This is a genomic window from Chloracidobacterium thermophilum B, from assembly GCF_000226295.1.
GTDB classification, from domain to species: domain Bacteria; phylum Acidobacteriota; class Blastocatellia; order Chloracidobacteriales; family Chloracidobacteriaceae; genus Chloracidobacterium; species Chloracidobacterium thermophilum.
Window position 1 is genome coordinate 943,156 of sequence record NC_016024.1, and the last position, 22,345, is coordinate 965,500.

The 22,345-nt window shown below is 62.0% G+C and carries 15 protein-coding genes; 13 read left to right on the forward strand and 2 right to left on the reverse strand.

From position 1 onward, the window contains the following. Nucleotides 1-296: 296 nt before the first annotated feature. Nucleotides 297-1,376, forward strand: coding sequence for a hypothetical protein (locus CABTHER_RS03940; protein ID WP_014099294.1), 1,080 nt, complete (start codon nucleotides 297-299; stop codon nucleotides 1,374-1,376). Here the strand turns inward: CABTHER_RS03940 and CABTHER_RS03945 are convergent. Both CABTHER_RS03945 and CABTHER_RS03950 read right to left on the reverse strand, forming a co-directional pair. After that, the gene (locus tag CABTHER_RS03945) at nucleotides 1,360-2,004 is read right to left on the reverse strand and encodes a histidine phosphatase family protein (RefSeq protein ID WP_014099295.1); all 645 of its coding nucleotides are present in this window, start codon (nucleotides 2,002-2,004) and stop codon (nucleotides 1,360-1,362) included. The genes CABTHER_RS03940 and CABTHER_RS03945 overlap by 17 nt on opposite strands. A 3-nt stretch (nucleotides 2,005-2,007) precedes the next feature. Continuing rightward, nucleotides 2,008-2,511, reverse strand: a complete 504-nt coding sequence (locus CABTHER_RS03950; protein ID WP_014099296.1) for a GNAT family N-acetyltransferase — start codon at nucleotides 2,509-2,511, stop codon at nucleotides 2,008-2,010. A 71-nt stretch (nucleotides 2,512-2,582) separates the two neighbouring features. On the opposite strand from CABTHER_RS03950, the gene CABTHER_RS15490 reads away from it, so the two are divergent. The 12 genes from CABTHER_RS15490 to CABTHER_RS04010 all read left to right on the forward strand — a co-directional run bounded on the left by CABTHER_RS15490 (nucleotide 2,583) and on the right by CABTHER_RS04010 (nucleotide 22,344). Continuing rightward, a complete protein-coding gene (locus CABTHER_RS15490; RefSeq protein ID WP_148263930.1) occupies nucleotides 2,583-3,305 on the forward strand; it encodes a TetR/AcrR family transcriptional regulator in 723 nt (240 codons plus the stop codon). Then, entirely contained in the window at nucleotides 3,302-4,576 is a 1,275-nt protein-coding gene (locus CABTHER_RS03960; RefSeq protein ID WP_081464683.1) for an efflux RND transporter periplasmic adaptor subunit, read from the forward strand. The genes CABTHER_RS15490 and CABTHER_RS03960 overlap by 4 nt, the downstream gene beginning before the upstream one ends. Before the next feature lie 28 nt (nucleotides 4,577-4,604). Then, entirely contained in the window at nucleotides 4,605-5,384 is a 780-nt protein-coding gene (locus tag CABTHER_RS03965; protein ID WP_014099299.1) for an SDR family NAD(P)-dependent oxidoreductase, read from the forward strand. A 36-nt stretch (nucleotides 5,385-5,420) separates the two neighbouring features. Further along, complete coding sequence (locus CABTHER_RS03970; RefSeq protein WP_014099300.1) at nucleotides 5,421-8,576, forward strand: efflux RND transporter permease subunit; 3,156 nt, start codon at nucleotides 5,421-5,423, stop codon at nucleotides 8,574-8,576. After that, complete coding sequence (locus CABTHER_RS15495) at nucleotides 8,576-11,110, forward strand: nitric oxide reductase activation protein NorD (RefSeq protein ID WP_014099301.1); 2,535 nt, start codon at nucleotides 8,576-8,578, stop codon at nucleotides 11,108-11,110. The genes CABTHER_RS03970 and CABTHER_RS15495 overlap by 1 nt, the downstream gene beginning before the upstream one ends. Before the next feature lie 117 nt (nucleotides 11,111-11,227). Next, a complete protein-coding gene (locus tag CABTHER_RS03980; RefSeq protein WP_014099302.1) occupies nucleotides 11,228-12,004 on the forward strand; it encodes an ABC transporter ATP-binding protein in 777 nt (258 codons plus the stop codon). After that, entirely contained in the window at nucleotides 12,001-14,532 is a 2,532-nt protein-coding gene (locus CABTHER_RS15500; protein WP_014099303.1) for a glycosyltransferase, read from the forward strand. Before CABTHER_RS03980 ends, CABTHER_RS15500 begins: the two co-directional genes overlap by 4 nt. A gap of 36 nt (nucleotides 14,533-14,568) precedes the next feature. Then, a complete protein-coding gene (locus CABTHER_RS03990; RefSeq protein ID WP_014099304.1) occupies nucleotides 14,569-16,464 on the forward strand; it encodes a glycosyltransferase family 2 protein in 1,896 nt (631 codons plus the stop codon). 2 nt (nucleotides 16,465-16,466) lie between these two features. Further along, entirely contained in the window at nucleotides 16,467-17,090 is a 624-nt protein-coding gene (locus tag CABTHER_RS03995) for an HAD family hydrolase (RefSeq protein ID WP_014099305.1), read from the forward strand. A gap of 16 nt (nucleotides 17,091-17,106) precedes the next feature. Continuing rightward, nucleotides 17,107-19,083, forward strand: coding sequence for a hypothetical protein (locus tag CABTHER_RS04000; RefSeq protein ID WP_014099306.1), 1,977 nt, complete (start codon nucleotides 17,107-17,109; stop codon nucleotides 19,081-19,083). Continuing rightward, entirely contained in the window at nucleotides 19,019-20,974 is a 1,956-nt protein-coding gene (locus CABTHER_RS15505) for a hybrid sensor histidine kinase/response regulator (RefSeq protein ID WP_014099307.1), read from the forward strand. Before CABTHER_RS04000 ends, CABTHER_RS15505 begins: the two co-directional genes overlap by 65 nt. Next, nucleotides 20,971-22,344, forward strand: a complete 1,374-nt coding sequence (locus CABTHER_RS04010; protein ID WP_014099308.1) for an FAD-binding oxidoreductase — start codon at nucleotides 20,971-20,973, stop codon at nucleotides 22,342-22,344. Before CABTHER_RS15505 ends, CABTHER_RS04010 begins: the two co-directional genes overlap by 4 nt. The last annotated feature ends 1 nt before the right edge of the window (nucleotide 22,345 follow it).

Consider the following 22,345-nt stretch of genomic DNA (forward strand, 5'->3'; position numbering starts at 1 on the left):
GTGCGCTGCTGTCTGCCCTGCTGCTTGCCCTTACTTGGGCAATGCTCCTGCCATCGCCGTCCCTGGCACAAAAGGCATGCATCAAAGGCGAGACGGGATCGCCTGAATTCCGGTACTTTGAAGTCCTCCAGCTTTGCCACAACTGTCAATGCCACGTACGAATCTGCCTGTCCGGTTGCTTCAGGTGGAATTGCTACTGTGATGCCACATCATTGCGTGTGATTGATTGTGGTGACTGCGATGCGTACCCACTGCTTCATCCCTGAGGTCCCAAAACATGTAAGGAGAAGATAGCCATGTTCCGTTTCACCCTGAAGTCTGCCTGTCTTTCCTTTGCTATCCCTGGTGTGGTTTTGGGTGTCTTCGCGCTGACCCGGCCTGACCTTTGGAGTTCTCATCCGGCCGAGGCATCGGCCTCCACCTTGACCTATGAAGAGTTACATCGGGAGCGGGAAGCTTTTCTGAAGGTAGCCTGCCTGGAAGACATCAGGAAGATCGGTCTGCTGGGCAATACAGCCTCCCTGGATTTCGACACCATCAGGAAAATAAAGCTCGATGGTCGGAACAATCTCTATGTTTCGGGAGCGGTTCTGAGCGGGAATGTCAGTGCGCTTGGTCTGAAAAGGATTTCACAGGGAAGTGGCCAGGTTCAAAACCTCATGGAGGGCCCACTTGCAGAATATATATTGATGGATGCAGATGTCACGAGTCAGGGAGATGTCTATCTGCTTCTTGGCAAGTTCAAGGTTTTTGAGAACTGGATTGCGCATTACACAGCGGATGGGGTGCTGGAATCCATTGTCCCTCTTCATGACTTTCTCGGAGGGTACATTATGGCTGACCAGGATGGAAGTCTGTGGGTCTTTGGGGTAGAGAAGTCACTGGCCAGCAGGTTCGGCATGGCACAGACTGCCGAGATCAGAAACATCGGGCGGGATGGAAAAACCATTGCCACGGTTGTCAAAGACATCCCGACTCACGAGACTCTCGAAGGCCTGTTTGTACGAAACCGGGGCAGAGTCAACTTTGTTTCCAATACCTCTGGAAAGCTTTATGACTTCGACAAGCAAAGGCTTCTGGAAATTTCACCCATGCCTTTTGAAAAGTATCCGGCGGTTGTCAAACTTATCATAACTGATACCGTAAATCTGGAAGACGGCACAACCCGCTGGATTGGTCTTCTTGAAGGCCGAAAGGGAAAAATCTTCAGAGGCTTCGTTGCTGTGACTGATGCCAACGGAAAGGTTATCTTTCAGAAGCCCATGCCAGCCGCCCAACCCTACGTCGTCGCCCTTGATGCGGAGGGAAATCTGGTTATGCGGAACAAGGACCGCCTTGAGCAGTTGGAGAAGTTTGCCTTCAGTGTGAGCCAGTGAGCACCGGGACGAAATTGTGCAGCCGCAGCCGCGGATGCAGCGGCCCAAAGGTAATGACGTTGAGACAGCCGTGGTCCTGTTCGAGTCGGACGAGATACTCATCCGGCAGACCAAGCGCCCAGCCCAGAATGATGCGGTTGACGCCGGAGTGCAGCGCCATCGCAATGGTTGCTCCGGCATGTGCGCTGAGTAACCGCTCGACGGTCGGCAGGACCCGCTGTTTGACTTCCTGAAAACTCTCCCCGTTGGGAAACCGGCAGGTTGCCGGGTTGCTCCGCCACGCGGCAACCGTTGCCGGAAAGCGCTCCGGCAGATCATCCACCAGGCAACCTTCGAGGTCGCCAAAGTTGATTTCACGCAGGGCGTGCACGGCCGTTGGGCGCAGGTCCTGCCCTTCGGTCAGAATGTCCGCTGTCTGGCGCGAACGCTGAAGGTCGCTGCTGTATATCGCCGCCGGTTGCCCATCGCGCAGGTAGGCGCGCAGGTACTCGCGCAGCCGCTCAATCTGCGTCCGGCCCGTATCCGAGAGCGGCAGGTCCGTCCAGCCATGGCAGCGGGGGGCCGGGCCGTCAATTGTTTCCCCGTGCCGAATCAGAAGCAGGGTCGTCACCGGTGTTTCAAGTGACATCGGTCAGGTTGCTTGCGGGCTGCCCTCACGGAGCATCTCAACGTGCGGCAAGCCGTCCTCATCGTAGGGTGCGGAAACCGTCCGGTAGCCAAAAGCCCGGTAAAAACGTTCCAGATACTGCTGGGCCGAAATCCGGTTGCCCCGACCAGGATATAGCGCCTCGTGCAGGGCCAGCGCCTGCTGCATGAGCGCCTTGCCAAACCCCTGTCCACGTCCGGCCGCTGTTGTGATCACCCGCCCAATGGATGGCTCGGCATACTTGACGCCCGGCGCGACAAGCCGACAGTAGGCTACCAGCTCGCGTTCCGTCGCCGTCTGTCGCCAGCCCAGGATGTGGTGCGCCTGGCGGTCAATGCCGTCAATGTCCTGATAGATGCACTGCTGCTCAACGACAAATACCGCGGCCCGCGCCTGAAGCAGGGCGTACAGCTCATCCACCGTCAGTTCCGTAAAGTGCGCCGCCCGCCAGATCAGTGCGGGCGCAGAAGAAGAGGTTTCCGCCGTCATAGGTGGAAAACTAGCTTGTCGGCGGATGGGACGCCAGTATAGTCTCTGGTGAGTAAGTGAATACTAACTTTGTGAGCAAGCATACCTTGGCCGCCATGACCAGCGCCCCACCAACAACTGCCCGCCCGGCAACCACGTCCCGTCGCATGTCGGGTGAAGACCGCCGGCGGCAGATTGTCCGCATCGCCATGCAGCAGTTTTCCGAAAAGGGCTTCAATGGCGTCACAACCAAAGAAATTGCTGCGCGTGCCGGTGTGAGTGAGGCCATCATTTTTCGGCACTTTGCGACCAAGCAGGACCTCTATGCTGCCATTCTCGACCAGAAGATGAAGGACGCCGACGCCCGGAGTTTCTGGGAGCGCATGCGTGAGCTGGCCGCCCGGCGCGATGACCAGAACTTCTTTGAAACCATCATGCGGCACGTCATCGAGCGGCACCGCGCCGATTATTCCTTCCAGCGGTTGCTGTTTTTCAGCGCCCTCGAAGGCCACGAACTTTCCGATATGTTCTTCCGGCTCTATGTGCGCGACATTTTTGACTTCCTCGCCGATTACATTGAAACCCGCATCCGTGAAGGCGCGTTCAGGGAAGTCAATCCCCATGTGGCGGCGCGTTCCCTCTTTGCCATGCCCTTTCTGCAAACGATGTTCGAGCAGCTTCACGGCGACCAGACCGTGACCGGATCGCCCGAAGCGCTCGCACGCGCCTACAGCAGCATTTTCTTTGAGGGCATCCGGCGGCCGGCAGCCGGGGCCCGGGTTCATCCTGCCAGCGAAACCGTTGTACCGTCATGAAGAAGCTGCTTTGTTGGAGTCATGTCTGGCGGGCGGGACGCCCGCCTTCCCAGGGAGGCGGAAGCCCGCACTTCCAAGGGGTGCTGGTGCTGCTGCTGGTCAGCCTGCTGAGCGGCTGCTCACACAAGAAAGAAACAGTCAGCGCCGCCGCTGACAATGCTGCACCGCCGCCAGTGCTCGAAGTCCGAACGACTCCGGCCGTCGAACGGCTCATCAGAAAGTCCATCGAAACCGTCGGTTCGCTCGTGCCTGATGAGCAGGTGGTCGTCGCCGGTCAGGTCGGCGGCGAAATCGCCGAACTCACCGTGGATGTCGGCAGCCCGGTCAAGGCCGGACAGGTCATTGCTCGCATTTCCCCCAGGGAATACGAACTCAAGCTCCAGCAGGCTGAAGCTGCCCTGGCGCAGGCCCGCGCCATGCTCGGCGAAGCCGGACGGCGTGACCCCATAGACATCGAAGCCGTCCCCACGGTGCGCCAGGCCAAAGCCGCGCTCGATGACGCCCGCGCCCAGATGGAACGAACCCAGCGCCTCGTCGAATCGGGGGATGTCCCCCGGCAGCGGTGGGATACTGTCGAAGCCAACTACCGCGCGGCCGAAGCCCGTTACCAGGCGGCCCGCGATGAAGCCGTCATGCGCATCGGCATGGTCGAACAGCGCCAGGCCGAAGTGCGGCTGGCCAGAAAAAAACTTGAAGACTCCGCCGTTCGCGCCCCCATCAGCGGGTTCGTCAGCGTCCGCCACAAGTCACGTGGCGACTTCATCAACGAACAGGGCGGCAACCGGGACATCGTGACCATTGTCCGGCTCGATCCCATCCGGTTGCAGGCCAATGTCGCCGAAGTCGGTGTGTCCTACGTCAAGCCCAATATGCCAGTGCGCTTTACGACCGATGCCTATCCGGGACGCGATTTTCCGGCGCGCGTGGCACGTATCAGCCCCGTCCTCAACCAGCAGGCGCGGCTGCTGATGGTCGAAGCCGTGGCTCCCAATCCGCAGGGGCTGCTCAAACCGGGCATGTTTGCGCGGGTGTATGTGGACATCGCCAGTGATGTCCCGGCGGTGTTCATCCCGTCCCTGGCCGTGGTCAGTGTGGCCGGCGTCGAAAAAGTCTTCGTGGCTGTGGACGGCAAGGCCGTGGAACGCAAGGTACGCCTGGGCAAACGCGATGGCGAATCGGTCGAAATCACCGAAGGTCTCAAGCCGGGCGAACAGGTCATCACCACGGCCCTTGACCGCCTCACTGACGGCACGCCGGTCAGAGTTTCCTGACGCTTCCAGCAGCGTGGAGCCACTTCCTATGAACATCAAGGATCGGGTCATCGTCATTACCGGCGCATCGAGCGGCATTGGCGCAGCCACGGCCCGGCATCTTGCCGCACAGGGCGCCAAAGTTGTCCTCTTTGCCCGGCGTGAAGCCCGACTCCAGGAGCTGGCCGCGGCCATCCGGGAACAGGGCGGGCAGGCGCTCGTGGTCGTTGGCGACGTGACCCAAAGCCACGACGTACGCCGCCTTATGCAGGAAACCATTGCCACGTTCGGAAAGCTGGAAGTGCTTGTCAACAACGCCGGCACCGGCGGCGGTCTCAACCTGTGTGACACCCGCGATGAACTGCTCCGGCAGGTGCTTGAAGTCAACGTTCTGGGCTGTGCGCTGTGTGCCAAGTACGCGCTGCCACACCTGCCGCCCGGTGGCGTCATCGTCAACATCGGCTCGGTGGCCGGGGAAGTCGCCACGGTGGGGATGTACACCGCATCGAAATTCGCCGTGCGTGGCTTCAACGATGCCCTGCGGCGGGAAGTCAAAGGCCGCGGGCTGCACGTCGTACTCGTCGCGCCGGGATTCATTCGCACCGAGATGACCGCCGGACTGCGCTATGCCATGCCGGGGCCGGACATCGTCGCCCGCGCCATTGAAAAAGCCATCCGGTCGCCCCGGCGCAAAATCGTCGTGCCGTGGTGGTACCGCCCGTTGATGTATCTCGGCAAGATTCCCCCGATTGCCGATGCCATTTTTGGCAACCCGAAGACACAAGCCCGTTACCGCGACCGCGACAGCGTGAAAAAGTTGACGACCTAGCGCCGCTGCGGGCGGCTGGTCCCGCACTCTGCCGTTATGCAAAAACTCGCCGAACTGTGTATCAAGCGTCCCGTCTTCGCCACGATGCTCGTCATGGCGCTTATCGTCGTGGGGGCGTTTTCCTACTTCAAGCTGGGTGTTGATCTCTTTCCCAAGATTGACCTCCCGACGGTGACGATCACGACACGCCTCGACGGGGCCTCGCCGGAGGAAGTCGAAACCCAGGTCACGAAGCGCATCGAGGAAGCCGTCAACACCATTGCCGGGGTGGATGAACTGCGTTCGGTTTCAGCCGAGGGCGTGTCGCAGGTGTTCGTCGTCTTTGTGCTGGAGCGCGACATAGACGAAGCCGCCCAGGATGTCCGCGACAAGGTCAACCGCATCCTTGGCGAGCTGCCTTCCGATGTCAAAGCGCCGGTCATCGAAAAGCTCGACCCCGACACCCAACCCGTGCTGTCACTGGCCATTTCCGGCAATCGTTCGGCGCGCGAAATCACCGAAATTGCCGACAAGCTGGTGAAGCAAAACCTGGAATCGCTCAACGGCGTGGGGCGCGTGTCCTTCATCGGCGACCGCAAACGGGAGATTCAGATTGTTCTCGATGCGTCGAAGATTGCGTCCTACAACCTCAGCGTCGAAGCCATCAAGCAGGCGCTGCGCGCACAGAACGTCGAAATTCCCGGCGGGCGGCTCGAAGATGGTCGCCGGGAGCTGTCGCTGCGTACCCTTGGGCGCGTCACCAGCGTCGAAGACTTCAACCGCGTCATCGTTGGAACCGCCAACGGACTGCCGATCTACGTCAAAGACATCGGCTATGTTGAAGACGGCGTGGAAGAACCCCGTTCGCTGGCCCGCCTCGACGGAAAGCCGGCGGTCATTCTGGAAATCCGCAAGCAGTCCGGGACAAACACCCTTGAAGTTGTGCGGCTCGTCAAGGAGCGCATGGCGGAAATCCTGCCCCAGCTTCCGGCGGACTTCCGGGTGCAGTACCTTAAGGACCAGTCTATTTTCATTCAGGATTCCTTTGACGCCGTACAGGAGCACCTGCTGCTCGGCTCCATCATGGCGGCGCTCGTCATCCTGCTGTTTCTGCGCAACTGGCGCTCGACGGTCATTTCCGCCATCGCAATTCCCGCCTCGGTCGTGGCGACGTACGGATTGATGTACGCCATGGGCTTCACGCTCAACCGCATGACGATGCTGGCGCTGGTGCTCAGCGTCGGGATTGTCATTGATGATGCCGTCGTGGTGCTCGAAAACATCTACCGCTTCATGGAAGAGAAGGGGATGTCAGCCTTCGAGGCCGCCAGGGAAGCCACGGCCGACATCGGTTTTGCCGTTCTGGCGACGACCCTTTCGCTGGTCGTCATCTTCGTCCCGGTGGCGTTTATGGGTGGCATTGTCGGGCGCTTTATGTCGTCCTTCGGCTTCACCTGCGCCTTTGCCATTCTGGTCTCGATGTTTGTCAGCTTCACGCTGACGCCGATGCTGTGTTCGCGCTTTCTGCGTCCGCCCAAGGCCGACGGCGTACGGCACAGGTCATCGCGCGCCACAGGCTTTTATGGCTGGCTGGAGCGGGGCTACACGTGGTTGCTGGAGTGGTCGCTGCGGCGTCCGGTGGTCATCATCGGCATTTCGGTGCTCACGGTGCTGTCAGTTGTCCCCATTTTTTCCGTGATTGGCAAAAACTTCATTCCCTTTGACGATGTGGGTATGTTTGAGGTCGCCGTCAAGCTGCCCGAAGGCACGTCGCTGGAAGAAGCTGAAAAACAGATGGCCAACCTCGAAGCCATCGTCCAGACGACGCCGCACGTCACCCACTGTCTGACCACACTCGGCGGCGATGAACAGCGGCGGGTCAACCGGGGCAACATCTTCGTCCAGTTGACGCCGCTGACAGGGCGCGCCCTGACCCAGGCAGACCTGATGCAGATCGTCCGCGACAAGCTGGCCGACCAGCAGGGGAAACACATCTCAGTGCAGTATGTGCAGGCCATTACCGGCGGTGGAAACTCGGCTGCGCCGGTGCAGTATGTCGTCCGGGGGCCGGACATTGCCAAGCTCACGGACGCTTCCCAACGGCTGATGGACTTTTTGAAAGGCATGCCGGGGGTGGTGGACGTGGACACAACGCTCGAAGTCGGAAAGCCTGAACTGCGGGCGGTCATTGACCGCGAAAAGGCTGCCAACCTGGGTGTGAACGTGGCCACAGTGGCTTCCGCGTTGCGGACGCTCGTGGCTGGGGAAATCGTCGGCACGTACCGCGAAGGCGACGACCGTTACGACGTACGTTTCCGACTGCGCCAGGAAGACCGTACGGGACCGGAAACGCTGTTGCGCTTGTATGTGCCCTCGACCAAGCTCGGCAATGTGCCCATTGCCAACTTCGTTTCGTTTTTCAGTGGCGTTGGGCCGGCGCAGATTGACCGGTACAACCGGCAGCGCCAGGTGACGATCTCCGCCAACCTGCAGCCGGGCTATTCGCTGGACCGCGTCCTGCAGGCGCTGGATGAGAAGTCCAAACAGCTTGGACTGGGTCCGGAGTACCAGGCCAGCAAGCTCGGCCAGAGCAAGGAACTGGGGAAGGCGGCCGCCAACTTCCTGATGGCTTTCGTCCTGTCGTTCGTCTTTATGTACATGATTTTGGCGGCGCAGTTTGAAAGCTTCCTGCATCCGGTGACGATTCTGCTGAGCCTGCCCATGGCGGTGCCCTTTGCCCTGCTGTCGCTGATTCCCTTCGGCGAGACGCTCAACATCTTTTCGGCGCTGGGGATTCTGATGCTGTTCGGTGTGGTGAAGAAAAACTCCATTCTGCAGATTGACCACATCAACGTGCTGCGGGCGGCCGGGCAGGAACGATACGCTGCGATTGTGGCTGGCTGCCGCGACCGGCTGCGGCCGATTCTGATGACGACCCTGGCACTGGTGGCCGGGCTGATTCCCATGGCCGTGGCGCAGACACCCGGCTCGGCGGCGCTGCGTTCCGTGGCGATTATCGTCATCGGCGGGCAGTCGCTGTGTCTGCTTCTGACACTGGTCGCCATACCGGTGCTGTATGAGCTTTTCGATGATCTGACGGATGGTTCGTGGTGGCGGGCGCGGTTTGGCACCCTGCGCAACCTGTGGCGTCCGGTGCCTGCCGAAGATGCCCCGGCGGATGTCTCAGCCGCAGCGCGCAAGCAGGTCCCGTGATGTTGTTCCGAACCTGGTCACGTCTGCTGCGCCCACGCCAGACGGTGCCACCGGCACCGGCGGGACAACCGCCGGACTCCGCGCCGTCTGACAGCATGCTTTCCGCCGTTTCGTCGGCCGGGCTTGGAGCCACTCTTGGTGCGGCAGCCATGGCTGCACTGGAGCGCACACGTTCCGCTCTGGAACGGTCGTCGCCGCAGTTGGCGGCTGAGTTCAGCACCCGGTTTCCATCTTTGGCGGCCCAGCTCGGAGAACCCGTGGTGGTGGGTCTCTGTCACCTGCTGGAACAGGCGGCAGCATCCCGGCACACGGCGCGCCTGGCGGACATCGTCCGGGAAACCTGTCAGTCGGCGTTGGCGCTCAGTGAGGATGAGCCACGCTGCCAGGGATTGTTTCAGAGCGCCGCGCCGCTCTATGCCAGTGTGCCGCTGCTGGGGGCGGCAGCGCTGCGCGTTGCGGCCCAGCACCCGGAACTGACGCCGGAGCGGTTTCACGCCTGGTTATCCTGTGGTCTGGAGCGCCATGGAGCGGATGCTTCGCGGCTGGCGGCGTTCATCCGCCTGGAAACAACCCAGGCGCGGGAAACTCTGGAGTCCTGTTTGCCGGGGTTGCCCCTTGGAGAGGCCGCCCCGACGCTGCGGCACTACCTGCGGGCGCTGACCGGACATCATTTTCAGTTGGTGGCGGCCACGCCTGTCGCCGATACGGTGGAAGTCGGAGGCCGGGTCACAGTGGACGGGCCGGCCCGTCATCTGGCCTTGCCCCGGCGGGTGGCCGTCTTCGATGAGCGCGAGCGGAACTTTGTGCTTTACAAGCTTCTGGCGGCGCAGGGAGCGGGCCGGTTGCTCTTTGGCGGAGATGTAGCGGACAGCCCGGCGCTGCGGGCGGCCTACGAAACGACACGCGCCTTTTTTGCCGATCTGGGCGCGGGTGCGGGCGGACTGTCGCACGTGGATTTTGCCCTGATCCGCGAACGCGCCGTGGAGTATGTCCTGCCGCCGCGCCCGGAAACCATCACCGTCGGGGCCACACTGGCGCTGTTTCCTGATGCCGAAATGGCCACGGTGCTGTTTGATGTCATCGAAATGGCCCGTGTGCTGCGTGGTATGCGCCGGGCTTACCGGGGTGTGGCGCGTGATACCGAGACACTGGCCGAACCGTTGCTGGCCAGTCGGCGTTCTCTGGCCGGTGCACCGCTTGGGGCCGCGGCCGTCGAACTGCTGTTCCGCCTGGCGCTGGTGGGACAGGTTGGCCCGGCCGTGCAGGCCGAATACGCTGCCCTGACCCACACGCTGACCGAGGCCCTGTCGCCCTGTCTGGCAGAAGGCGCAACGGTGGCCGACAGCCTCCGGGTGACGCTCGACATCTACCGCCTGCTTCCGCCGCCGACGCAACGCCGCTGGCAGCCGGATACCCGCCCGGACGAAGAAACCCTGTCTGGTCGCCACACTCCGTCTGACACTTCAGCTACAGCGGCGGCGCGGTCGTCGTCGGCCCTGGTCAGCATCCCGATGCAAGGGGAACAACCGCCGGCGGAAGGCACCGCTTCGGATGCCGGAGAACGACCGGTTGTGACGCCCATGCCGGACGAAACCGACCACAACGGCCCGACCCCGGTGGTCTGGCAGGCAGCGGAGGTACAGCCTTACCCAGAGTGGGATGTCCGTCTGGGGGACTACCGTCCGAACTGGTGTCGGGTAGCGACGCTCCGCCTCGCCCAGGCGCCGGCACTTGGGTCGCCGCCGTGCGACGAAGCGGCTGTGCGCCGTCTGCGGCGAGCCTTTGAACGCTGGCAGCCAAGTGACCTCGCCTGGGTGCGCCCGACAACGGACGGGCAGGAACTTGTCGTCGAAGCCCTTATCGAGCGTCATGTCGAGCGGCGAACCCAACCGTGGGCTTCGGATGCGGTCTATGCCGTCCGCCAGCGAACGACGCGCTCGGTGGCCGCCCTGCTGTTGCTGGATGTCTCCCGCTCGACCGGTGAACACCTGGCCGGTGGAAGCCGGGATGCGTCGCCACGGCGGGTGCTGGACGGGGAAATCGAGAGTGTCCGGTGTCTGGCCGCGGCGCTTGAGCAGCTTGGGGACCGCTTTGCCGTCTATGCGTTCAACAGTCAGGGACGCCAGTCCGTGCGGTGTTTTCAGCTCAAGGCGTTTGTGGAACCAGCGCACTGTCTGCCCTCCCGCCTGGCGGCGCTGGCGCCGGCGGCCAATACGCGCCTGGGGGCGGCTGTGCGCCACGCCACACAGTTGTTGCTGCGTGAAGCCGCGCGGTCGCGCCTGCTGCTGGTGGTGACGGACGGGCTGCCGCAGGACAGCGACTACGGCGATGTGACCTATGCCGTCGCGGATACGGCGCAGGCCTTAGCCGAAGCGCAGGCCGTTGGGGTCAAGCCCCTGGGGGTGGCGCTGGAAGCCGGGCAGGACGAAGCCCTGCTGGATATTCTCTTCGGGCGGGGACGCTACGCCCGCATCCGCGAGGCCGCGCACCTGCCCGAAGCCCTGCCTCGTCTGTACCGGCGGTGGGCCAGGTAAGTGTTGCCGGGTGAAGCGGGTTGGTTTTTTGAGCAGCGGGCAGGAGTCCAAAACGGTGCTTGACACTTCTGTGAACCCGGCACATCATCGGCGGCTTGACGCCCTGGGAGGTGCCCGTTGACGGTTGCCATTCACGTCGAACATCTCAGCAAGACCTTCAAACGCTACCAGCCCCGCCGGTATCGGACGCTCAAAGAGTCCATTATCAATGGCGAAATGTTCGAGCGGCGGCTGTCAGAACGGATAGAGGCGGTCAAGGATGTTTCATTTTCGGTTGCCGCCGGTGAAACCTTCGGCATCATCGGGCGCAACGGGGCCGGAAAAAGCACGCTGCTGAAGCTGCTGTGCGGCATCCTCAAGCCGACCACAGGGCGCATTGCCGTCCGGGGCCGGGTGGCGGCCCTGCTGAGCCTGGGCGTCGGCTTTCACGAACAGATGTCGGGCCGCGAGAACGTCTTTCTCAACGGGCTGGTGCTGGGGCTGTCGCCACGTGAAATCCGGGCCCGCTTCGATGACATCGTCACCTTTGCCGAACTGGAAGATTTCATTGACGCGCCGGTGTGGACGTACTCAACCGGCATGCGCATGCGACTGGCCTTTTCAGTGGCCGTCAACGTCGATCCCGACGTTCTCATCATTGATGAAGTCCTGGCTGTGGGCGACATTGCCTTTACGGAGAAATGTCTGGAGCGGATGCGGATGTTTCAGGAAAAGGGCAGGACCCTGCTGCTGGTCACTCACGACACAGCCACGCTGGCGGCCTGGTGCCAGCGCGCGCTGTGGCTTGACCAGGGGCAGGTGCGGGCGCTGGGGGACCCGGCCGAAGTGGCACAAGCTTACCTCAGTGCCTTTTCTGAATCCGTGGCCGTTCCGGCCATGAACGCCGTTGCATGAAACCCGTTGTCTTCTGCACCATCGCAGCCAAAAACTACTTTGCCTGCATCCGAACGCTGGCTGATTCCCTCCGGGCGCAGCATCCCCAGGCGGATGTTGCCGCCTTGGTGGTGGACCGCGACGAACTGCCGCCCCTGGCGGCAGATGAGGTGACGCTTCAGCTTCACGGGCCGGCGGACTTTCTGCCGGAAACCCGCTTTCGCCCGATGGCTTTCAAATACGATGTCACTGAGCTGTGCACAGCGGTCAAACCGTTTTACCTCAGCCATCTTTTCAGGCAGGGCTACCGGAAGGTGGTCTATCTTGACCCGGACATTCTCGTGCTGCGGCCGCTGGACATCGTTCTTGACGCGCTTGACCAGTCCAACATCGTCCTGACGCCCCATCTGGTCGAGCCGCTGCCGCTCGACGACAAAATCCCGACTGAAGTCAACATCCTCCAGGCCGGTGCATACAACCTGGGCTTCATCGGACTGGCAGCCGGAGCCGAAACCGAACGGATGCTGGCGTGGTGGAGCCGGCGGCTGGAAGACTTTTGCTTCAACGAAGTCAGCAAAGGGCTGTTTGTCGATCAGAAGTGGATTGATCTTGTGCCGGGGCTGTTTGACGGCGTGCAGGTGCTGCGTCATCCGGGTCTCAACGTGGCGTACTGGAACCTGCGCGAGCGGGACATCACGCAGCAGGACGAACAGTTTTTTGCCAAAGGTGAGCCGATCCTGTTCTTTCACTTCAGCGGCTACGATACGTCCCACCCGACCGTCATCTCCCGGCATCTGTCGCGCTACACGCTGAAAGAGTACCCGGTGGTTGCGCCGCTGTTTGAGCGTTACACGAAGCTGCTGGCAGCCAACGGCCACGCGCGCTACCGCCGGATTCCCTATGGTTTTGCGACGTTTGACAACGGCTTTCCCATCGAGCCGGCCATGCGCCGCCAGTACGCCGAAGCTCTCCGGCAGGGCCGGCAGTTTGGTGATCCTTTTGCAGCGGGTGGGCGGCGTTCCTTCTTTCAGGAAATCACCGGCATTGAGCCGGTTGAGCTGCCGATGGGTGTCAACATTGCCGGTTACTTTCGGGCCGAACTGGGCATCGGCGAGGCGGCGCGGGGGTATGTCCGCGTCATTCAGAAGCTGGGCTATGCCACAAGCCTGTATGACTTTTCCGATACGGCTCCAAGTCGAAAGCTCGATACCACATTTGGTGAGTTTTCACGTGACAACCCCTTTGGCATCAATCTTATATGTGTCAACGCCGACCAGGTCGAGGTGTTTGCCAGCCGGGCGACGGAGGATTTCTTCCGGGACCGGTACAACATCGGTCTGTGGGCGTGGGAACTGCCGGACTTTCCTTCCGAGTGGGTGCCATGTGCGCGCCGCTTTGATGAAATCTGGACGGCCAGCCACTTCATCCGCGCCAGCCTGGAAAAAAGCCTTGAAACGCCGGTGTACACCATTCCCCACGTGGTCGAGCCGGGGGCAGTGACGCCGCGCAGCAAGTCGTATTTCGGGCTGCGTGAGGATGAGTTTTGTTTCCTCTACTCTTTTGACTTCAACAGCACGTTCGAGCGGAAAAACCCACTGGCGGCAGTGGCAGCCTTCAAGCGCGCCTTTCGCCCCGACGAGCCAGTGTGCCTCGTGCTCAAGTGCATCAACGAGCACCTGGCGCCGGAGTCTTTTGCCCGGCTCACGGCGGCCGTCCAGGGAAGCAACATCCGTATTCTGAATGGCTATCTCTCGCGGGAAGACAAGCATGCGCTGACGCAGGCCTGTGATGCCTACATTTCGCTGCACCGCTCGGAAGGCTTCGGGCTGACGATTGCCGAAGCGATGTATTTTGGGAAGCCGGTCATTGCTACAGGCTGGTCGGGCAACATGGACTTCATGACACCGGACAACAGCTTTCCGGTCGAAGTCGCGCCGGTGGTCATTCGTGAAACCACGCACGTCTATCGCGCTGGGAACATCTGGGCGGAGCCGAACATCGAGCATGCGGCGCGGCTGATGCGGGAAGTCTATGAGCACCCGGAAGCGGCCCGCGCGCGCGGTGAGCAGGCGGCACATGACATGCGGGAATACCATTCGATAGCCGCCATCGGCCGTGTGGTGGAAGCCCGGCTGCGTGAGATTGAGCAGTGCCGCCGGGCGAAAGTCATCCAGCGCACCCTGGCCGCACGCCAGGAGACAGCGCCAGCCGCACCGGCTACCCCGCCGGTTGCCAGCCCATCGGCGGCCATGCTCAATGGCCATCGATCAGGTCAGGGGTGGCAACTGGCACTGCGCTCGCAGCCCGAACTGGCGCGGCAGATGTTGCCGCTGCCCGGTGAGGCATACGTGGAAGATTCCAAAGTGGGCACGCTGGGGCGTCTCTCAAAGCGCCTGCTGGCGCGACTGTTCCGGTTCTACATCTTCCACCAGAACAAGCTCAATGTGCACCTTCAGGGACGGGTGATGGAGTTGACGGAGGATGTCCACCGTCTGAACGAAGCCCTGGCGGAGTTGCGCGCCCAACTCTTTCACCTGGAAAAGCACTGAAGGGAAACGTCCTGAACTGCGCCGGACGGGAAGGCTGTGAAGTCACTGCTCGATTACTACCGTCGCCATCCTCATCGGATTCGGCAGGCTGTGCAGACGGCACGCCGCCTCTGGCAGACCGAAGGCGCAGGGGGCGTGTGGCGGCACATCCAGATGCGCCTTGCCGAAGAAGCACACACTGCGCCGCCGCGTTGCCCGTACCACAGGTGGGTGGCGCGCTACGACCGCCTGACCGATGTTGACCGACGGCGCATCCGGGAACGTCTTGCCCGGCTGACCCATCGCCCGCTGTTTTCAATCCTCATGCCGGTGTGTGATCCTGAACCGCGATGGTTGCAGGCCGCGCTGGATTCCGTCACCCGTCAACTGTATCCGCACTGGCAGCTTTGCATTGCCGATGACGCCTCGACCCGCCCTGAAGTACACCGGTGTCTGGCCGAAGCGGCCCGGGCGGATGACCGCGTACGTGTCGTCTATCGTCCAACGCGCGGCCACATTGCCGCCGCTTCCAACAGCGCCCTGGAACTCGCTACCGGCGATTTCATCACCTTTCTCGACCACGACGACGTACTGGCCGAGCACGCGCTGGCCTGCCTGGCCGTGGCCCTTGATGAACAGCCTGAAACCGATGTGATCTACACGGATGAAGACCAGATCGACATGCGGGGGCAGCGCTTTGCCCCACACTTCAAGCCCGGCTGGAGTCCAGAGCTGTTACGCGGCTGCCACTACCTTTCCCATCTGACTGTCTATCGTGCAACGAAAGTGCGCGAAGTCGGCGGCTTTCGACCGGGCCTGGACGGCGCGCAGGATTATGACCTGTGTCTGCGCATCACGGCGCAGACCGAGCCGGCGCGGATTCGGCATCTGCCGCACGTGCTCTACCACTGGCGGGTGACGGCCGGTTCCACGGCCGGGCGGCACGAAGCCAAACCTTACGCCATGGCGGCCGGAGAGCGGGCGCTGGCCGAACATCTCGCCCAGGTCGCGCCGGGGGCGGAAGTGACCCGGACGCCGACCGGACGCTATCGGATACGTTATCCGTTACCAGCACCACTGCCGCGTGTCAGCATTCTGATGGGCACGCGCGACCAGGCGGAACTGACCCGTACGGCACTTGACGGAGTGCTGAACGCTACGGATTACGCGAATCTCGAAGTCGTCCTTGTGGACAACGGCAGCCGCGAAGCTGAAACACTGGCGCTGTTTGAAACGCTGCGGCATGACGCGCGGGTACGCATCGTGCGCTATGACGCGCCGTTCAACTTTTCGGCCATCAACAACCTGGCCGCGCGTCATGCCACTGGAGACGTACTCGTGCTGCTCAACAACGATGTGCAGGTCATCCACGCGGACTGGCTGCGGGAAATGGTCTCGCACGTCGTGCGCCCGGAGGTTGGCATCGTCGGTGCGAGGTTGCTGTACCCGGACGACACGATTCAGCACGTGGGCGTCGTGCTGGGAATTCGCGGCGTGGCCGGACACGTTCACCAGGGCGAGCCACGGACGGCACGCAGCATCCCTTCCAATGTCCAACGGCTGTGGAATGAGGTTGTACGGGAAGTTTCAGCAGTGACGGCTGCCTGTCTGGCCATCCGCCGGACGGTGTTTGAAGCCGTTGGCGGCCTCGATGCCGAACACCTGCCGGTAGCCTTCAACGACGTGGATTTGTGCCTGCGGGTGCAGGAACAGGGCTACCGCGTGCTGGTGACGCCGCATGCCGAACTCTACCATCTGGAATCGGCCTCGCGTGGTTCCGACCAGCGCCCGGAGCGGCGCGCCGCCTTTCAACGGGAGTGCGAGTACATGCTGGCGCGGTGGGGGGCGCGGCTGGCCGATGACCCGTACTACAATCCAAACCTGACCCTGGAACGTCTGGACGCCTCACCCGCCCGTCCACGCCGACCCTATTTCTTTCGGGAGTCATCCTAGCCATGCCGCTCCGGGCGGTGGTGTTCGATTACGGCAAGGTGCTTTGTCAGCCGCAGCCGCCGGCCGTTCGGGAAGCTCTGGCGACGCGGTTGGGTGCGCCACGGGAAGCCTTTGAAGCTGCCTATGCGCGGTTTCGGCCCGAATATGATCGCGGCACGCTTGATGATGTGGCCTACTGGCAGGCCGTAGCACAGGCTTGCGGACGGACGCTCGATGCCAAGACGGCGCAGTGGCTGGCCGATGTTGACGCGCGTGGCTGGTCATATCCCAACCTGCCGCTTGTGAACTGGGCCGGGCAGGTGCGGCAGGCTGGCTTCCAGACAGCGATTCTCTCCAACATGCAGCGCAGTTTGCGGCAACGGCTGGCCGAGTTGTGTCCCTGGCTGCCGGAAGTGGATGCTGCGGTTTTTTCAAGCGACATTGGCTTCGTCAAGCCGGAGCCGGAAATCTACTGCCAGGTGGTGGAACTGTTGGCCGTTGCGCCGCAGGAGGCGCTGTTCATTGACGACGTGGAAGCGAATGTTGCTGGGGCGCGGCAGGTGGGACTGTCTGCGTTGCGGTTCACCGATGTTCCAACGCTGCGGCAGGCGTTGACCGCGTTTCCCGAACTACCGCCAATCCTGTGAATGGTTCGCCGTGGGTATGAACTTCAACTTGAGTCCACTGGATGAGCCGGACATGACTTCCCGCCGCGTCTGGCAGCAGCGTGCCGTGCTGGCTGTCCTGCTTGGCGTATTGGCCGGGCTGACCTGGCGCAAGTGGGGCGATCCGGTGGTGGACTTTGGCTGCGAGTTGTATGTGCCGTGGCAAATCACGCAGGGAAAGCACCTCTACCGGGATATGGTCTGGTTGGGTGGGCCGCTGGCGCAGTACGGCAACGCGCTGGCCTTTGCCGTGTTCGGCGTTTCCCTGACAACGCTCATCTGGGTCAATCTGGTGCTGCTGGCCCTGTTGACGGAACTCATCCGGGGCTATTTCGCCCGCTGTGTCTCGCCGTTGGCCGGGCTGGTGGCCGGGCTGCTGTTTCTGAGCCTGTTTGCCTTCGGGCAGTATGGCCCGCTGGCCAACTACAACTACCTGACACCATACCGCCACGAGCCGGTTCGCGGCGTGTTGTTGGCGGTTGGTGCGCTGTGCGCCGCGACCCATGCCTGGCAACTCCGGGCAGAAAATGGTACGCCTGCTGCCCGGCGCATGGGTTGGTGGCTGGGTCTGAGCGGGCTGCTTTTTGGCGGCGTCTGCCTGACGAAGCTTGAAATTACCCTGGCCGCAGGGCTGGCGTTGCTGGCCGGCTTTGTTGTCGGGATGGCGCGGCTTGGCATTCGTGGTCAATTCCTGTGGAAGCTGTCGGGCTGGTTTTTGGGTGGCACGCTGGTGCTGCCGGTGGGGTTTGTGGCCTACCTTGCGCTGCACATGCCGCTCACGCTGGCCCTGCGCGGTGCGCTGGGCAACCTGGCGACGGTTCTGACCGCCAACCCGGCGCAACAGGCATTCTACCGGCAGGTGCTTGGCCTCGATACCTGGGCGCAGCACGTCACCGACATCACGACCGGCTGTGGCTTTGTCAGCCTGGCCGGTCTGGTGGTGCTGGCCGGGGAAAGGTGGCTGCCGCACCGGTGGCATCGGGCGGGTGCGTTGGTCGGCGCATTATCAAGCGGCTGGCTGGCTTATCGTTTCGTGCCGTGGGAGCGATTTGCCAAGCCTTTTCCGGTGCTTCTGGCGCTGACGGCCGTGGGACTCATCTATGCCGTGCGGCAGGAAACCGACCGTGACCGTCTCGGCCGGCGCTGGCTGCCGCTGCTGATGTGGAATCTGCTGGCGCTGGTGCTCATCGGGCGACTCGGACTGGCAGCGCGCCTGTATCACTACGGCTTCGTCCTCGCCTTTCCGGCTTTTCTGTTGCTGGCGCTCATGGTGCTGTTCGTCCTGCCGGCTGTGTTGCGCGGGCAGCCGTCCGGCACGGGTAGGCTGACAAGTGGTGTGGCAGCCGGTTTTTTGCTCGTTTGCGTGACGGCACACCTTCAGTTTGCCTTCTATCACTATGAGAAAAAAACACAGCCGGTAGGTTTGGGCGGCGATCATCTGCTGGCCTACGGCCCGCGTTGGACGCGCGTGGGACGAGTGCTGGCCGAAACAATAGCCGGCTTGGACCAATCACTGCCGCCGGAAGCGACGCTGCTGGTGCTGCCGGAGGGCATTACCCTCAACTACTGGCTGCGGCGCACCTGTCCAACCTCCTTTCTGGTTTTCGACCCGTACTATCTGTCCGCCGGAGGAGGAGAAGCCGCCGTTGTGGCGGAACTCGAACGCCACCCGCCGGATGTTATTGCGTTGATTCGGACTGACATGCGGGAGTATGGTGTCGGCTGGTTCGGTGAAGACCCAAATTACGGACGCCAGGTCATGGTTTGGGTGCTCCAGCGCTACGAAGTTGCGCAAGTGTTTGGTAAATGGGAAGATTTTGGCGTCGTGCTGTTCCGGCGGCGGGCGGCTGATCCCCCACCCGTGCCAATGATGGGTTCTCCGGCGGTGTCACCAGGGCAGGTCAATCATTATGAGTCACCCCACAAACGATTCTGTCGCGCCAGAGCTGTTTGCCGCGGTCTTTCAAAGTCTTGACATCCCCATCGTTGTTGTGGACTACGCCACCCGCCGCGTTGTCGCCGTCAACCAGGCCTTTACCAACGAATCCGGCTACACTGCTGAACAACTCATCGGGCGGGAAACCAGGGAGCTTTCCCTGTTTCCTTCGGAAGCGGCCCGCGACCAACTCTACGCAAAACTGGCCGAGCAGAAGCAACTGACCACAACCGTGGTGAGGCAGGCCCCGGATGGCAATGTGGCTGAACTGACCCTGTGCCTGTCGCTGGCCGAGGTTGGCGGCCGGCGCTACATGGTCATTTACACCAAGTTCATGAACACCCTGCTGGACGAGACGCATCAGGTGGAGCAGCGCCTGCGGGATGTCCTGGCGGTGGTGCCGGGCGTGATTTACCAGTACCGCTACGATGCTGCCGGGAAAGGACGCTTTACCTACCTGAGCAACAAGACGGAAGCCCTGTGGGGGATCACAGCCAAGGACATCGTGATGCATGAAGGCTGTTTCTGGGAGCACGTGCCGTACGAACATCGGCGCGAGGCCCGGGACAGCTTCGCAGCGGCAGCCGCCAACCGCAGCCCGTGGGAGTGGAAGTTTCCGCTCCGCCACGTGCGCACGGGTGAAGAACACTGGTTTTACTGCATTGCTTTTCCGAAGATGCTGCCTGACGGCGGTACGCTGTGGACGGGTTTTGTTTCTGACATCACCCAACTGCACCGCCTGCAGGAAGCGCAGCAGGCTGCCCAGACGCTGCTCCAGGAAGAGCGCCTCCAGAAAAACAAACTGGAGTCACTGGGGACGCTGGCCGGCGGCATTGCCCACGATGTCAACAACCTGCTGGCCGTGCTCACCGGCAATCTGGGACTCATCAAACGGGATACGTCCCTGGGAGAGGAGAGCCAGCGCCGGCTGGAATCCATCGAGCGCGCTACGGAACGCGCCAAATTGCTTGCCAAACAGCTTCTGACCTTTGCCAAGGGCGGCGACCCGGTTCTGGAAAATGTCTCGCCGGAAGTGTTCGTCGTCGAACCCATGCAGTGTATCTTGGAAGGCCGCGGCGTGGATGTCACCTTCCATCTCGCTACACCCCTGTGGCGTGTGCGGGCGGATGTCGGCCAACTGAGTCAGGTGTTTCAGAACCTGGCCACCAATGCGGCGGATGCCATGCCGGAGGGCGGGCAGGTGCGGGTGCATCTTCAGAACCGCACTCTGGCGGGACAGGATGTGCCGGGCCTGGCGGCGGGTGATTATGTACACATCAGCGTCACCGACACCGGCTCCGGGATTGCACCGGAACATCTGTCACGGGTTTTTGATCCCTACTTTACGACCAAAGCCGAGGGCTATGGTCTGGGGCTGGCGATTGTCTATAGCGTGATTTCCAAACACGGCGGCCACATTTCCGTGACTTCAACCTTGGGCGTCGGGACGCGCTTCGATATCTATCTGCCGGCCAGGAAGACCATGGAAGTCACGCTTGAATCGGCGGCGCTGACCGGGGATGAAGCTGACCGGATTGCCAACCGCCGCCTGCTGGTGATGGATGACGATGAGTTGGTTCGGGAAATGCTCGGCACGGCGCTGGAAACCTTTGGCTATAGTGTGGTGGCCTGTCGGGCAGGTGAGGAAGCCATTGAACGCTACCAGGCTGCTCTGGCGACTGGTTGCCCGTTTCTGGGGGTGATTCTCGACCTGCACATCAACCGTGGAATGGGAGGGCGGGAAACGCTGGAGCGGTTGCGGCAGCTTGATCCGCAGGTGACGGCCATTGTCTGTAGTGGCTATCACGACGACAGCATCATGGCGAACTACCGGGCCTATGGCTTCGCGGCCAAGTTGCCCAAGCCATTCGACATAGATGCCCTAGGCGCCATTCTCAGCCGGCTGTTTCCTGATTCACCCAAACCATGAGCCTTGCCCAGCGTACCGTGCGCCTGACCAGTTGGGGACGTTTTCCGGTGGCCACGGCAAAGGTGGTGCGTCCGGCCCGGCAGGGCAACCTGGTGGAACTGCTCGGTGACGACACCCACCCTTCACTCATTGGGCGCGGTTATGGCCGCAGCTACGGCGACGCTGCCCTCAACACGTCGGGCGTCGTTGTCGAACAGGTGCATTTTGACCGCATGCTGGCTTTCGACGAGACCGCCGGGGTGCTTGTCGCCGAAGCCGGGCTGCGGCTTAAGGACATTCTGGAAGTTTTCGTTCCACGGGGTTGGTTCCTGCCGGTCACGCCGGGAACAAAGTACGTCAGCCTGGGTGGGGCGCTGGCCTGTGACATTCACGGAAAAAATCACCACGGCGACGGTTCGTTTTCCAGTCACGTGGAATGGTTTGACCTGCTGACCGCTGACGGCCAGGTACGCCGTTGTTCCAAAACCGAACAGTCCGACCTGTTCTGGGCCACGGCCGGGGGCATGGGCCTGACGGGCATCATCCTGACGGTGGCGCTGAAGCTGCGCCGCATTGAGACGGCTTACGTCAGCGTGGATTACCGCCGTACCCGCGATTTGGACGAAACGCTGGAACGCTGTGAAGCCGAAGACCATCACTACCGCTATGCCGTATGCTGGATTGACTGTCTGGCCCGGGGAAAACATCTGGGGCGCAGCGTCCTGATGCGCGGCGATCACCTGCCGCTGGCCGACCTGCCGGCCCGCTACCGGACACAGCCACTCCGGCTGCCGCGCAAGCCCGAAGTGACTGTGCCCTTTTCCTTTCCCAACGGCGTCATCAATGCCTGGACGGTCAGAGCCTTCAACACCGTCTTTTACCACAAGCACCCGAAGGCAACGTCGGGCGTGGTCGTGGACTTCGATTCGTACTTTTATCCGCTGGATGCCGTGCTGGAGTGGAACCGGGTCTATGGCCGACGCGGATTCATCCAGTACCAGCCGGTAATTCCGTTGGAAACCAGCCGCGCCACACTCGTCGGGCTGCTGGAAGAACTCAGCCGGGCCGGGATTGCTTCGTTTCTGGCGGTGCTCAAGCGGTTCGGGCCCCAGGAAGGGCTGCTGTCCTTTCCCATGCCGGGCTACACGCTGGCGCTCGACATTCCGGTAAGCGGAGACGCCATGTTTGCCCTGCTCGACCGGCTGGATGAACTCGTCGTGCAGTCCGGTGGACGGATTTATCTGGGCAAGGATGCCCGTCTGAAACCGCAGCATCTGGAGGCAATGTATCCGCAGCTTCCAACCTGGCGACGGATCAAGCAGACGGTTGATCCCGAAGGCCGGTTTTCGTCCGATCTGGCGCGGCGCGTGGGCCTTGTGCCGCCGGACTAGG

Coding starts and splice junctions, on each gene's coding strand:
- CABTHER_RS03940 (WP_014099294.1), top strand. CDS start 297: ATGTTCCGTTTCACCCTGAAGTCTGCCTGTCTTTCCTTTGCTATCCCT.
- CABTHER_RS03945 (WP_014099295.1), bottom strand. CDS start 2,004: ATGTCACTTGAAACACCGGTGACGACCCTGCTTCTGATTCGGCACGGG.
- CABTHER_RS03950 (WP_014099296.1), bottom strand. CDS start 2,511: ATGACGGCGGAAACCTCTTCTTCTGCGCCCGCACTGATCTGGCGGGCG.
- CABTHER_RS03960 (WP_081464683.1), top strand. CDS start 3,302: ATGAAGAAGCTGCTTTGTTGGAGTCATGTCTGGCGGGCGGGACGCCCG.
- CABTHER_RS03965 (WP_014099299.1), top strand. CDS start 4,605: ATGAACATCAAGGATCGGGTCATCGTCATTACCGGCGCATCGAGCGGC.
- CABTHER_RS03970 (WP_014099300.1), top strand. CDS start 5,421: ATGCAAAAACTCGCCGAACTGTGTATCAAGCGTCCCGTCTTCGCCACG.
- CABTHER_RS15495 (WP_014099301.1), top strand. CDS start 8,576: ATGTTGTTCCGAACCTGGTCACGTCTGCTGCGCCCACGCCAGACGGTG.
- CABTHER_RS15500 (WP_014099303.1), top strand. CDS start 12,001: ATGAAACCCGTTGTCTTCTGCACCATCGCAGCCAAAAACTACTTTGCC.
- CABTHER_RS03995 (WP_014099305.1), top strand. CDS start 16,467: ATGCCGCTCCGGGCGGTGGTGTTCGATTACGGCAAGGTGCTTTGTCAG.
- CABTHER_RS04000 (WP_014099306.1), top strand. CDS start 17,107: ATGAACTTCAACTTGAGTCCACTGGATGAGCCGGACATGACTTCCCGC.
- CABTHER_RS15505 (WP_014099307.1), top strand. CDS start 19,019: ATGAGTCACCCCACAAACGATTCTGTCGCGCCAGAGCTGTTTGCCGCG.
- CABTHER_RS04010 (WP_014099308.1), top strand. CDS start 20,971: ATGAGCCTTGCCCAGCGTACCGTGCGCCTGACCAGTTGGGGACGTTTT.